Source organism: Rothia mucilaginosa (genome assembly GCF_964211445.1).
GTDB lineage: Bacteria > Actinomycetota > Actinomycetes > Actinomycetales > Micrococcaceae > Rothia > Rothia mucilaginosa_E.
Genome location: NZ_CAXOQT010000027.1, coordinates 1 through 12,204 on the forward strand (window position 1 = coordinate 1; position 12,204 = coordinate 12,204).

10 protein-coding genes and 1 pseudogene are annotated in these 12,204 nt (G+C 60.9%); 8 read left to right on the forward strand and 3 right to left on the reverse strand.

Annotation, left to right across the window (positions count from 1 at the left end; all coding sequences use genetic code 11):
• Nucleotides 1-178: 178 nt before the first annotated feature.
• The gene (locus AB8E48_RS07190; protein WP_368886249.1) at nt 179-1,447 is read right to left on the reverse strand and encodes a DUF349 domain-containing protein; all 1,269 of its coding nucleotides are present in this window, start codon (nt 1,445-1,447) and stop codon (nt 179-181) included.
• 312 nt (nt 1,448-1,759) lie between these two features.
• Here AB8E48_RS07190 and hisS point away from each other — a divergent pair, with 312 nt between their 5' ends.
• Nucleotides 1,760-3,121, forward strand: coding sequence for a histidine--tRNA ligase (hisS, locus tag AB8E48_RS07195; protein WP_296546061.1), 1,362 nt, complete (start codon nt 1,760-1,762; stop codon nt 3,119-3,121).
• Nucleotides 3,122-3,352: 231 nt separating this feature from the next.
• Here the strand turns inward: hisS and AB8E48_RS07200 are convergent, their stop codons facing one another.
• Both AB8E48_RS07200 and AB8E48_RS07205 read right to left on the reverse strand, forming a co-directional pair.
• The gene (locus tag AB8E48_RS07200; protein WP_368886264.1) at nt 3,353-3,745 is read right to left on the reverse strand and encodes a DUF559 domain-containing protein; all 393 of its coding nucleotides are present in this window, start codon (nt 3,743-3,745) and stop codon (nt 3,353-3,355) included.
• Between the two features lie 378 nt (nt 3,746-4,123).
• Nucleotides 4,124-4,309, reverse strand: a pseudogene (locus AB8E48_RS07205) (type IV toxin-antitoxin system AbiEi family antitoxin domain-containing protein); the annotation flags it as partial.
• Nucleotides 4,310-4,708: 399 nt separating this feature from the next.
• Here AB8E48_RS07205 and aspS point away from each other — a divergent pair.
• The 7 genes from aspS (at nt 4,709) to AB8E48_RS07240 (ending at nt 12,135) form a co-directional block, all read left to right on the forward strand.
• Nucleotides 4,709-6,481, forward strand: a complete 1,773-nt coding sequence (gene aspS, locus AB8E48_RS07210; RefSeq protein ID WP_368886250.1) for an aspartate--tRNA ligase — start codon at nt 4,709-4,711, stop codon at nt 6,479-6,481.
• Between the two features lie 220 nt (nt 6,482-6,701).
• Entirely contained in the window at nt 6,702-7,229 is a 528-nt protein-coding gene (locus tag AB8E48_RS07215) for an adenylate kinase (RefSeq protein ID WP_368886251.1), read from the forward strand.
• A 104-nt stretch (nt 7,230-7,333) separates the two neighbouring features.
• On the forward strand, nt 7,334-7,768 hold the full coding sequence (gene dtd / locus AB8E48_RS07220) for a D-aminoacyl-tRNA deacylase (protein ID WP_368886252.1): 435 nt from the start codon (nt 7,334-7,336) through the stop codon (nt 7,766-7,768).
• 162 nt (nt 7,769-7,930) lie between these two features.
• Nucleotides 7,931-9,535, forward strand: coding sequence for a replication-associated recombination protein A (locus AB8E48_RS07225; protein ID WP_368886253.1), 1,605 nt, complete (start codon nt 7,931-7,933; stop codon nt 9,533-9,535).
• Nucleotides 9,536-10,271: 736 nt separating this feature from the next.
• Nucleotides 10,272-10,904: a 30S ribosomal protein S4 gene (rpsD, locus tag AB8E48_RS07230; RefSeq protein WP_070830909.1), complete on the forward strand. Its 633-nt coding sequence runs from the start codon at nt 10,272-10,274 to the stop codon at nt 10,902-10,904.
• Between the two features lie 305 nt (nt 10,905-11,209).
• Nucleotides 11,210-11,641, forward strand: a complete 432-nt coding sequence (locus tag AB8E48_RS07235; protein WP_070830906.1) for a DUF948 domain-containing protein — start codon at nt 11,210-11,212, stop codon at nt 11,639-11,641.
• Entirely contained in the window at nt 11,641-12,135 is a 495-nt protein-coding gene (locus AB8E48_RS07240) for a hypothetical protein (RefSeq protein ID WP_005508736.1), read from the forward strand. Before AB8E48_RS07235 ends, AB8E48_RS07240 begins: the two co-directional genes overlap by 1 nt.
• Nucleotides 12,136-12,204 lie beyond the last annotated feature (69 nt).

The window sequence follows — 12,204 nt, forward strand, 5'->3', positions numbered from 1 at the left end:
CCCACGGCGAAGACACTAACCTATCGAAACCCCTAAACTGCCCCATCTGCACCGGGTGTGGGCGCGCATAAACTCCGCAAACGCAAAGAAGCCACACGCCCACCGCCCCGCAATGGGGTCAGTGGTCATGTGGCTTCTCGGCGTTAATTACACCGTCATTTAGACCGTCGGTTAGACCTTACTTGCCGAAGCCCTGCAGGGTTGCTGCCCAGGCGCGGCGCGCCTCCAGAGCTTCCTTGGCCTTGGCGATCTTCTTGGAGTCGCCGCCCTTCTCAGCTGCTGCGAGTTCTGCTTCCAGCTCGGCGAGGGAGTCCTCGATCTGTGCGAGCAGGGAGTTCGCGCGTGCCGCCTTGGCGGGGTCGTTGCGCTTCCACTTTGCCTCTTCGGCGCCGTTGATTTCGTCCTGAATACGGCGCAACTCGCCGTCGATGCGGCGCAGGTCGTTGCGGGGTACGCGGCCTGCCGCATCCCAGCGGTCCAGGATCTTCTCGAAGGCTGCCTTCGCACCCTCAATATCCTCGACGGGCAGGAGTGCGCGTGCTTCTTCGAGCAGTGCTTCCTTGACCTTGAGGTTTTCGGCGTAGACTGCGTCCTGCGCTGCTTCGGCTTCGTTGCGGGCGTTGAAGAACACGTCCTGTGCCGCGCGGAAGCGTGCCCACAGCTTGTCGTCTTCGCGACGGTGGCCGCGGGGTACCTGCTTCCAGGCGCGCATCAAATCGCCGTATGCGCGGGAAGTCTCAGACCAGTCAGTCGAAGTCGACAGCTCTTCGGCGCGTGCAATCAGCTCTTCCTTGGCGCGCTTGATGCGTGCGTTGCGGTCGTCCAGCTGCGAGAAGTGTGCGCGGCGGTTGCGGTCGAAGGTGGTGCGGGCTGCGCGGAAACGCTTCCACAGCTCGTCCTCTACGCTCTTTGCCAGGTGAATTTCGCGCTGTGCCTTCTTCCACGCCTCGAACAGTTCGTTCATGCGGGCGTGCGAGTTCTTCCAGTGAATCTGGTCGGGGTCCTGGCCGGCAATCTGCTCGGCTTCGGCAACGATTTCTTCACGGACGGCGAGGGCACGTTCACGGTTTTCAGTGCGTGCCTGCTGCTGCTTCTCGCCGAGTTCAGCGATCTGCTCTGCGAGGGAGATGAGGCGCTTCTGCAGGCCGGAGTAGTCACCGACCATGTTGCGCACACCAATCTGTGCGCCGATGGAGGTGATGCCCTTCTGCAGGTCTGCGGCGGGGGCGTTGTTGGCGAGGCGGGATTCGAGCAGGGCAACCTGCGCCTCGACGTTTTCAAACTTGCGGGCGAAGTAGCTGAGCGCTTCTTCTTCGGAGGCGCCGGGCAGCTGGCCTACTGCGTATTCTTCGCCGTCGACAATGACGAAGACGTGGCCGTCCTCGGAGACGCGGCCGTACTGGCGTGCCTTTTCGAGGTTTACAGTGTCGTCGGGTTTGGTAGTCACCGCTATAACTCTTTCACTCGGGGGTGCTGGGGGTGGGGCGCCTTTGCGCTGTTCCCCGTGGTGGGCACCCGTTTGGGTGTGCGTGTGCACCTCCTAAGCATAGCCTCTGTGGGGTGTGTGTGAGTAGTGTCTGGTCGTGTTGTGTTGTGGGCGAACCCTCGCGCGGACGGTTTGCCGTGGGTTTGTGCGGGTTTGCGCCGGACGGGGCGGGGGAGTGGATGCTGTGCTGGGGTGGGTGTTGGTATGATGGGTAGATGTGCCCGGCGTGTTCCGGGGTTTTGTTGTCGAGTTCTTTGTCAAGGAGTATCGCGTATGGCTCGCAAGGCTTCGCTGTCTGGTTTTCCCGAGTATCTTCCGGCTGAGCGGTTGGTTGAGAATCATGTTCTGGACACTTTGCGTGAGACTTTTGAGTTGCACGGTTTCTCCCCGATTGAGACTCGTTCGGTAGAGACTATTGAGCAGCTGCTGCGCAAGGGTGAGATTGACAAGGAAGTTTACGCAATTTCTCGCCTGCAGGAGGATGAGGCTGCGAAGGCTAAGGAAAAGCTGGCGCTGCACTTTGACCTGACCGTGCCGTTTGCCCGTTACGTGGTGGAGAACGCTGGCTACCTGAATTTCCCGTTCTCGCGTTACCAGATTCAGAAGGTGTGGCGTGGTGAGCGTCCGCAGGAGGGTCGTGCCCGCGAGTTCACTCAGGCTGATATTGACGTGGTGGGCGACGGCGAGCTGCCGTTCCGTTACGACGTGACTCTGGCGCTGGTTGTTGTCGATGCGCTGTCGAAGCTGCCGATTCCTGAGTTCAAGCTGCGTGTGAATAACCGCAAGCTGGCTGAGGGCTTCTACCTGGGCCTGGGCCTGACTGATACTGCGGCTGTTCTGCGTTCTATTGACAAGCTGGAGAAGATTGGCGCTGAGCGTGTGGCTGAGGAGCTACAGGCTGAGGCTGGTGCGAGCGCGGATGCTGCCGCTGCCGCCCTGGAACTGGCGCAGATCCGTACTGAGGATGCTTCTTTTGTGGAGCAGGTGCGTGCGCTTGCCGCTAAGTATTCGGTCGAGCACGAGCTGCTGGATCAGGGTCTTGCTGAGCTGGCTGAGGTCATTGAGGAGGCGGCCCGCCGTGCGCCGGGTAAGGTGCTGGCTGACCTGTCGATTGCTCGCGGCCTGGACTACTACACCGGCACCGTGTACGAGACCGTGCTGGTTGGTCACGAGTCGCTGGGTTCGATTTGCTCGGGTGGCCGCTATGAGTCGCTGGCTTCTAACGGTAAGAAGACTTACCCGGGTGTTGGCCTGTCTATTGGTGTGACCCGCGTGGTGGCTCGCATCCTGTCGCAGGGTTTTGCGCAGGCCAGCCGTAAGGTGCCTTCGGCCGTGTTTGTTGCCCTGACCAATGATGAGGGCTGGTCCGCCGCGAACGATGTTGCGGATGCACTGCGCGCCCGCGGCATCGCCTGCGAGGTTTCGGCGAACGCCGCGAAGTTCGGCAAGCAGATTAAGTACGCTGAGAAGCGCGGCATTCCGTTCGTGTGGTTCATTTCGTCGGATGAGTCGGGTGCCCCGGTTCATGAGGTGAAGGACATCCGTTCGGGTGAGCAGGTTGCTGCTGATCCGAATTCGTGGATGCCGCCGGCTGAGGACCTGCACGTTCAGATTGTGCGTGCTGAGGGCCTGTAAGTACCTGTCATACCGTAATATCTGGCTGCTGTAGTGTTTGGCTACTGCAAGCCTGCATATGGATGTGTACCCGCCTGGTGGGGAGGATGTTGACCTCCCTGCCGGGCGGGTCTTTTTGTGCGGGCCCAGATTTTCGATAGGTTGGTGACTTTTCGATAGGTTAGTGTCTTTGCCGTGGGTCTTTAACCCGCAGTGAAGACACTAACCTATCGACCGAGGTGTTTCCTTGCTTTATCTCAAAAGCAGTTTCCGCAGGTGGGTGATGACTTCCCGTTCTTTCTGAAAAATGTCAGCCCAGGTTAGATGCACGACCGTCCACCCGGCGCGGGCTAGGGCACGGTCGCGAGCAGCCTCGTACCGGTCCCTACCGGGGTGATCCACGTATTTCTGTTCACCGTCGAACTCGAGGATAACCCGCGCCTCGGGCCAGGCGAAGTCCACCCGGTAGTTACGGCCCTCGCACGAAATCGGGTACTGCGTTACGGGGAGGGGCAACCTGTGTTCCATGAGTAGGCACCGGGCGAGGCTTTCACCCGCCGACTCGCTGGATGCATCCACCGCCTGCGCCAGGATGCGCCCGGAGGAGCCACCGTAGCCGGTAAGGTTCAGTAGAATCTCAGTCACCTCGTGGGGTTCCATAAGTCCCCGCCGTATGATGGAGTCAGCGAGGACTACCGCCTCCCGAAAGGGCATGGTGCGAGCGCAATCCTGCAGAGTGCGAGCCACTGTCGTAACCATGATGGATGTGCCCGGTAATCGGGTGACCTCCTCGGGGCCGGTGGCACCGTAATGCCGAGTGATTCTTCCCTTGTCAGAGGTACTATGACTGCAGCTATACACGCTTATCATTTGGGGGACAGAGAGCACATCAAGTCCCCATAGCGCCGCGGCTGATGTGTGGGAGAAGACCCCTTGAAGACCCATCATCTGAGCAGCGATGCATCGTACCGTGAGCCGTTCTTCGGGGGTGAGCGCTTGGGCATCGCGGGTATAAATATAGGCTCCCCGTTGGATACGTTGTAGAGTTCCTTCCGCCACTAGCTTGCGAATGCGTTTCGGCCGGATTCCTCGCAGGTTGAGCATCTGGGAGTTCAGCACGAATGGGTGTAGTTCTGCGGCACGGGTGATTTCTGGTGTAGTCGGTGGCTTGTTCGGGTTGCGTTGCCATGGAATGGTTGCAGTGTTCATAGGCTTTATCCTGGCAGGCTGTGTGAAGTTGTGGGGCTTGTTCGTGAAATCTGTGGATAACTTCGCGGATTCTACCGAAAAAGTGTTTGTCCACAGGCAGATGGAGCGGATTCCTCGGTAATACTTAGATAGGTTAGTGACTTTTCGATAGGTTAGTGTCTTCACCCCGGGTTAAAGACCCACGGCGAAGACACTAACCTATCGACCGCAGACACCCACGAACCTGCCGCCCTACCCGTATCCCGCCTCCGCACCCCGCCTCCTCAACTCATTTTCTGACCCCCGACCTGCCCGGAGGGGATACAATATATGAGGCGCACGCAGTGTGCGCATATCATCAACCGCGAGTACCCGGCTACTGTCTATAGTCGTGAGGTGCCCGCTATGAAAGGAATGTCTGTGCTTCGCACTCACACCAACGGCGAGCTGACCGCCGCAAACATTGGAGAGACCGTCACCCTGACCGGTTGGGTGGCTCGTCGCCGCGACCACGGTGGCGTCGCCTTCGTTGACCTGCGTGACCGCGAGGGCGTCACCCAGTGCGTTTTCCACAACGAGGCTGACTTCGAGCACCTGCGCAACGAGTACGTTCTGCGCGTGACCGGTAAGGTTTCCAAGCGCCCGGAGGGTAACGAGAACCCGAACCTGGCCACCGGTGAGATTGAGGTTGAGGTGTCCACCGTTGAGGTGCTGAACACCGCGGCCCCGCTGCCTTTCCAGATTGACGAGCACGTTGAGGTGGGTGAGGAGGCGCGCCTGCGCTACCGCTACCTGGACCTTCGCCGCCCGGAGCCGGCCCGCATCATGCGCCTGCGTTCGGAAGCGAACCGTGCGGCGCGTAACCTGCTGGCCGAGGACGGCTACATTGAGGTTGAGACCCCGACCCTGACCCGTTCCACCCCCGAGGGTGCGCGTGACTTCCTGGTGCCGGCTCGTCTGGCTCCGGGTTCGTGGTACGCTCTGCCGCAGTCCCCGCAGCTGTTCAAGCAGCTGCTGCAGGTGGGCGGTATTGAGAAGTACTACCAGATTGCCCGCTGCTACCGTGACGAGGACTTCCGCGCCGACCGTCAGCCCGAGTTCACCCAGCTGGACATTGAGGCTTCGTTCGTTGACCAGGAAGACATCATTGACCTGGGCGAGCGCATCGTTGAGGCCGTGTGGAACCTGATTGACGTGAAGGTTCCCCGCCCGATTCAGCGCATGACCTACAAGGATGCGATGGAGAAGTACGGTTCGGACAAGCCCGACCTGCGCTTCGGCCTGGAGCTGACCGAGCTGACCGAGTACTTCAAGGACACCACTTTCCGCGTGTTCAAGGCTCCCTACGTGGGCGCCGTTGTGATGCCCGGTGGCGCATCCCAGCCCCGCCGTACCCTGGACGCTTGGCAGGAGTGGGCTAAGCAGCGCGGCGCTAAGGGTCTAGCTTACGTCCTCATTCAGGAGGACGGCGAGCTGACCGGTCCCGTGGCTAAGAACATTACCGACGCTGAGCGCGAGGGTCTGGCCGCCGCAACCGGCGCAAAGCCCGGCGACTGCATCTTCTTCGCCGCTGGTGAGGCTAAGGCTTCCCGCGCCCTGCTGGGTGCCGCCCGCGTTGAGATTGGTCACCGCACCGGCCTGATTAAGGACGACGAGTGGTCCTTCGTGTGGGTTGTTGACGCCCCCATGTTCGAGTCTGCTGCTGAGGCTACCGAGTCCGGTGACGTGGCTCTGGGCCACTCCGCATGGACCGCCGTGCACCACGCGTTCACCTCCCCGAAGCCCGAGTTCCTGGACACCTTCGACACCGACCCGGGTTCGGCTCTGGCCTACGCTTACGACATTGTCTGCAACGGTAACGAGATTGGCGGCGGTTCGATCCGTATTCACCGCCGCGACGTGCAGGAACGCGTGTTTGGCGTGATGGGTATTGGTGAGGAAGAGGCTCAGGAGAAGTTCGGCTTCCTGCTGGATGCGTTCAAGTACGGCGCACCGCCCATGGGTGGTATTGCGTTCGGTTGGGACCGTGTCGTGTCCCTGCTGGCCGGCGTTGATTCGATCCGCGAGGTTATTGCGTTCCCGAAGACCGGTAACGGCTACGACCCGCTGACCGCCGCACCCGCTCCGATTACCCCGGAGCAGCGTAAGGAAGCCGGCGTGGACTTCAAGCCGAAGAAGAAGGACGAGGAGTAATCTTCTCCAGTCTTTGGCCTTGCGCCCCGGCTGGGGTGTGAGGCGTGCGGCGTGAACCCGGCGGGGCGTTGAGTTCCGGGCTGTGAGGCTTGAGGCTCGGGTCTTGCCGGGGTCGCCGTTGAGGGTGGGCTGTGTATTCTGCTGGTGCAGGGTCGCAGCCCACCTTTTGTATCAACTGGCGTGCGTGCCGATTTGTGCACTAACCAAGGGGGAGGGGAGCATGCGCATCCTGATTGCCGGCCCGAGCGGTAGCGGCAAGACGACGTTTGCGGCGCGGTTGGGGCGCCTCCTGGACATTCCGCATACGGAGATGGATTCGTTGCATTGGGGCCCGGATTGGACTCCGCGCCCTAGTTTTGAGGCGGATGTTCAGGCGCTCATTGAGCGGCCCGCGTGGATTACGGAGTGGCAGTATCCGCAGGTGCGTGGCCGCCTGCTGGAGCGTGCGGACGTGGTGATTTACCTGCGCTATAGTCGCGCGGTGGTCATGTGGCGTGTGGTTCGCCGGACGGTACGCCGCGCGGTGACGGGGCAGAAGCTGTGGGCAGATAATGTGGAGCCGCCGCTGTGGAACATTCTGCGGGACCCGGACAACATGATTCGGTACACGTGGAGGAGCTACCCGCACGTCGGTGAGCTGTTGGCGGAGGCCCGCGAGCAGCATCTGCAGAAGCGGTTTATTGAGTTTCCTACTCCGCGGGTGGCGAACCAGTTTTTGCGTGCCGTGCAGCTGCGCGGCGTACTCTGAGGCTGCAGCTTCTAAATCGGCTGCCTCTAGACCGGCCGCCGCGAATGGTGTCGAAAGAGATGTATGAGCCCGGTGAAATTCGGCTCGATGACGAAAGGTGAACGATGCGAGTTGTTATTCAGCGCGTGACCCGCGCGGCGGTGCGCGTGAACGGTGAGACGGTCGGCGCGATTGACCAGCCCGGCTACCTGGTGCTGGTCGGCATCACCCACGGCGACGGTGCGGCGCAGATTGCGAAGCTTGCCGATAAGACCGCGAACCTGCGTCTGCTGGAGGGGGAGAAGTCCCTCCTCGATGAGGGCGCGCCGGTGCTGGCGGTTAGCCAGTTCACCCTCTACGGGGATGCGAAGAAGGGCCGCCGCCCCTCCTGGTCTGCTGCGGCACCGGGTCTAGTGAGTGAGCCGCTGTTTAACGATTACGTTCAGGCGCTGCGTGAGCGTGGCCTGCACGTGGAGACCGGCGTGTTCGGCGCGGATATGCAGGTGGAGCTCGTCAATGACGGCCCGGTGACCCTGATTCTCGACAGCGAGACCCTCTAAGGTCGGCGTTTTCGATAGGTTAGTGGATTGCCCCGGGGTTTAAAACCCACGGCGAAGACACTAACCTATCGAAACCCCATCGAAAATCCATGTGGCGTCACGCCGCGAGCTAAATCCGCACCCCGCACCCACCTCAAGCCTGTGAAACGATAGAGTAAGACTATGGCTGATTCCCTCTTTGATCTTGAGTTGCCCGATGACGGGGACCGCGTGAGCCTGATTGGTGCGCCCGCCGAGGAGCCCGCCTCCTCGCGCGCCTCCGCGTCGCGTGCGCGCTCTGCCCGTTCGGCGTCTCGTGCACCCCTGGCGGTGCGGATGCGTCCGCGCACTATTGATGAGGTTCTCGGCCAGGAGCACCTGCTCACCCCCGGCTCGCCCCTGCGCGTGTTGGCGGGGGAGAACGCCGGCCCGGCTGGTCCCTCCTCGGTGATTCTGTACGGCCCTCCGGGTACGGGTAAGACCACCCTGGCGCATGTGATTGCGCGCGCGCCGGGCCGCAAGTTCGTGGAGCTTTCGGCGATTACCGCGGGTGTGAAGGATGTTCGCGCGGTCATGGATCAGGCGCTGCTCGACCGCGATATGTACGGCACGACCACGGTGCTGTTCCTGGATGAGATTCACCGTTTTACCAAGGCTCAGCAGGATGCGCTCCTGCCCGGTGTGGAGAACCGCTGGGTGATTCTGGTGGCGGCTACGACGGAGAACCCGTCGTTCAGCATTATTTCGCCGCTGCTCTCGCGCTCGCTGCTGTTGCGGGTTCATTCGCTGGAGCAGTCCGATATTGAGCGGCTCATTGACCGAGCTTTGGCCGATCCGCGCGGCTTCGGCGGTGAAGCCGTCATCGATGAGGATGCGCGCGCCCACCTGGCAGCCGTTTCGGGAGGCGACGCTCGGCGCTCCCTAACCTCGCTGGAGGCGGCGGCTGCGATTGCGTTTAGTGAGGCTGAAGCTGCGGTAAATAGTCCCGTAGAAACTAGCCCCGCAGGAACCGGCTCCGCAGAAATTGACGCTGCAGAAACCGACGCTGAAGAGCCCAACCCCGCCGACCCCGATACCGCCAACTCGTCCGAGGATTCAGCGGGCTCAGCGGACCCGGCGGGGGAGAAGTCCCCGAAACCTGCCGCGCCCGTGCGCATCACCCTGGCGCACGCCACGGAGGCGGTGGACCGCGCCGCGATTCGTTACGACCGTTCGGGCGACCAGCACTATGACGTGGTGAGCGCCTTCATTAAGTCCATGCGCGGCTCCGACGCGGATGCCGCGGTGCACTACCTGGCGCGCATGTTGGAGGGCGGCGAGGATCCGCGTTTTGTGGCGCGTCGCATCATGATTTTGGCGAGTGAGGACATTGGTTTGGCCGATCCGCAGGCGTTGCAGGTGGCGACGGCCGCGGCGCAGTCGGTGGCGCTGGTGGGCATGCCGGAGGCGCGCATCATCCTCTCGCAGGCCGTCATTTATTGTGCGCTCGCGCCGAAGTCGAATGCCGCCTATAACGCGATTAACCGCGCGATTGCGGATGTTCGTGCGGGTGCTTCGGGTCAGGTTCCGGTGCATCTGCGTGACGCCCACTATGCGGGGGCTAAGCAGTTTGGTCACGGCGACGGCTACATTTATGCGCATGATGCGCCGGGCCACGTGGCGGCGCAGCAGTACCTGCCGGATACCCTGCGCGGCACGGTGTACTACGAGCCGACTCAGCACGGTTTTGAGCGTACGTTGACGGAGCGTCGTGAGCGTATCCGCAGGATTCTTGACGGCGGCAACTAACCGCGCCGGTTTGCCACGCGGACTAATCGCGCGAACTGGCCGCGCGCATCAATCACCCAAACCACCCGCGCGCGGACTCATCATGCAAGCTAGCCACCAAACCAGCCACGCGGGAGAGTTCGCCGGGCAGCTTACCCGCCCCTCCTAAAAGAGGGTAAACAGAAAGCGGTGCGTAGTACCTCGGTAGTACTGCGCACCGCATCAGAGTTTTGAGTTGTGATAGACGTCTTGACTGTCGGCCAATCCCGGAAGGGCGGAGGTCAAGCTTGTTATGGTCTCTAGTCTAGGCGATATGGGAGTCTGATTCAAGCTATTCCCATAGATTCACAGGTTAAAAATAACGAAATGATTACAATCCAACATCTCGGCACCGCAATTTTTCGGGGAAGGTGCACCTAAATAGCTCTGACGGGTGCAAATATTTTCTGTTGGGGTCATGTGGGTAACCATCAAAAACCCACATGCACCGTGATTTGAACCAAAGATTCCCCAAAAGGCTGGTAAAGCCCGGGCGCATCCGGTAAGCTTGACGGGTCTGGCAATTACTATGCCCCTGTGCGGGTGTCAGTAATGTAGCTGCGGGGTACTCTGCCCCGAGCTCTCCGCCCCACCGCCGTACAGCAACGACCGAACCGGTCGCGTACGGATCCCGGCGGGGTCAACCGAGGAGGCCAGTATTCAACAGACCGAGGCCCCACCCGTGAGGGTGCAGGAGCCTCACATAGAAAGGTAGATTGTGGCTAAGCACAACCGCACCCGCCGTACCGTGCGTCAGTCCCGTGCCCTGGGCATTGCACTGACCCCGAAGGCAGAAAAGTACCTCGAGCGTCGTCCTTACGGCCCCGGTCAGCACGGCCGTGCCCGCAAGAAGGCTGACTCCAACTACGCTACCCAGCTGAAGGAAAAGCAGCGTCTGCGCGCTCAGTACAACATCCGCGAGGCACAGATGCGCCGCGCATACCTCGAGGCTAAGCGCATTGAGGGCCAGACCGGTAAGAACATGGTCGAGCTGCTCGAGACCCGCCTCGACGCTCTGGTTCTGCGTGCAGGCTTCGCCCGCACCATTGCACAGGCACGTCAGATGGTTGTTCACCGTCACATCATGGTTGACGGCGTTCGCGTGGACCGCCCCTCGTTCCACGTCAAGCCCGGCCAGCTGATCCACGTTCACCCCAAGGCTGAGAAGACTGCCCCCTTCCAGGCTGCGGCTGCTGGCGAGCACCAGGCAGTTCTGCCCGAGGTTCCCGCATACCTGAACGTTGAGATCGAGAAGCTGCACGCAAAGCTTGAGCGCAAGCCCAAGCGCGAAGAGATCCCCGTGATCTGCGATGAGCAGCTGGTCGTTGAGTACTACTCGCGTCTGGCATAATCTCGATTTTTCGAGAAGCAACCCGTCCTGCACCGGTTTGGTGGGGGCGGGTTGTTCCCGTTTAACGCGCGGGTTTTGGGGCTTATACACCAGAGGGGAGTGGCGCCGCTGAACCTGTGAATCTTCCGTCGCTGGGAGTTTCATGAGAGTTTAAGGGGCGCTTGAAGGATTTATCGACTAAAATAAGGGATTGAGCTGTGTATATAGTCCTGAACTGTGTATGCAGTCCGGCTGCGCGCCACGGTGGCACGCGGTCCTGTACGACTATTGATAAGCATCATGCATTGAGCGGAATGGGGTTATAGATGACCGGCGGAGATATTGCGGGCCTGATTGCAGCGGGAGTTTTTGCGATTCTGGTGGCTCTGCTTGCGCTACCCATTATTCGCCTGACTAAGGTGTTTGATGAGCTTATTGTGACGATTCGTTCACTGAACCAGAGCACCGGCCCCCTCATTGAAGAGGTGACTCGCACTGTGGTGACCACCAATGAGCAGCTTGAGAAGGTTGACGACATCACCTCGAACGTTTCGGATGCGTCCGCGAACGTTTCTGCGCTGTCCTCGCTGGTGACTTCGACTGTGGGTCAGCCGCTGATTAAGGTTGCGTCCTTCTCGTACGGTGTGCGTCAGGCGTTCCGCGGCGGTAAGTCCGGCGATGCACACGGCAACACCCACGCCGGCGGCCAGTACGGTTCGGCACAGGGCGGCTCTTACTCTGCAGGCGGTGAGAACTAATGGGTCTGCTTCGTTCAGCTCTTCTGCTTGGCGCCGGCGCGGCGGTTGGTTACTTCGCTTCCAGGCGTGCCGCCTCCGAACCTGCTCAGCGTACCCCTGGCAGCGCCCTGCTCATGCGTGAGCACGGTGAGCTTGCCCTCAACCCGGAGTCTCAGATGGGAAAGTTCTTCGATTCGCCGATTGGCAAGCCCCTGCAGCCGTATGCGTTGCGTGCTGTTGAGTTCGCCGCCCGCGTGCGTGAAGGCATGCAGGAGAAGGAGATGGAGCTCAACGCTAAGGTGGAGCGCCAGAAGCAGGATCTGCGTCCTGGCTCCCTGGATACGTGGGACCGCCAGATGAGCTCGGCTGAGATTGAGTCCACGAACCGCCGCCTGGCTGAGCGTGAACTCATTGAGGTGGAGGCTGAGATTGCCTCCTTGGAAGAGGCTCAGAAGCGAGCGCGTGAGCAGCGTATTGCGCGTGACCGTCAGCTCGGTGACGGCTTCTTCAACTAGGTTTTAAAAGGTGGTGCTTTTGTCCGTTAACCACGGTACGAGGGTGGCTCGATTAGCCATTTTGCTCTC

Coding starts and splice junctions, on each gene's coding strand:
- hisS (WP_296546061.1), top strand. CDS start 1,760: ATGGCTCGCAAGGCTTCGCTGTCTGGTTTTCCCGAGTATCTTCCGGCT.
- AB8E48_RS07215 (WP_368886251.1), top strand. CDS start 6,702: ATGCGCATCCTGATTGCCGGCCCGAGCGGTAGCGGCAAGACGACGTTT.
- dtd (WP_368886252.1), top strand. CDS start 7,334: ATGCGAGTTGTTATTCAGCGCGTGACCCGCGCGGCGGTGCGCGTGAAC.
- AB8E48_RS07225 (WP_368886253.1), top strand. CDS start 7,931: ATGGCTGATTCCCTCTTTGATCTTGAGTTGCCCGATGACGGGGACCGC.
- AB8E48_RS07235 (WP_070830906.1), top strand. CDS start 11,210: ATGACCGGCGGAGATATTGCGGGCCTGATTGCAGCGGGAGTTTTTGCG.
- AB8E48_RS07240 (WP_005508736.1), top strand. CDS start 11,641: ATGGGTCTGCTTCGTTCAGCTCTTCTGCTTGGCGCCGGCGCGGCGGTT.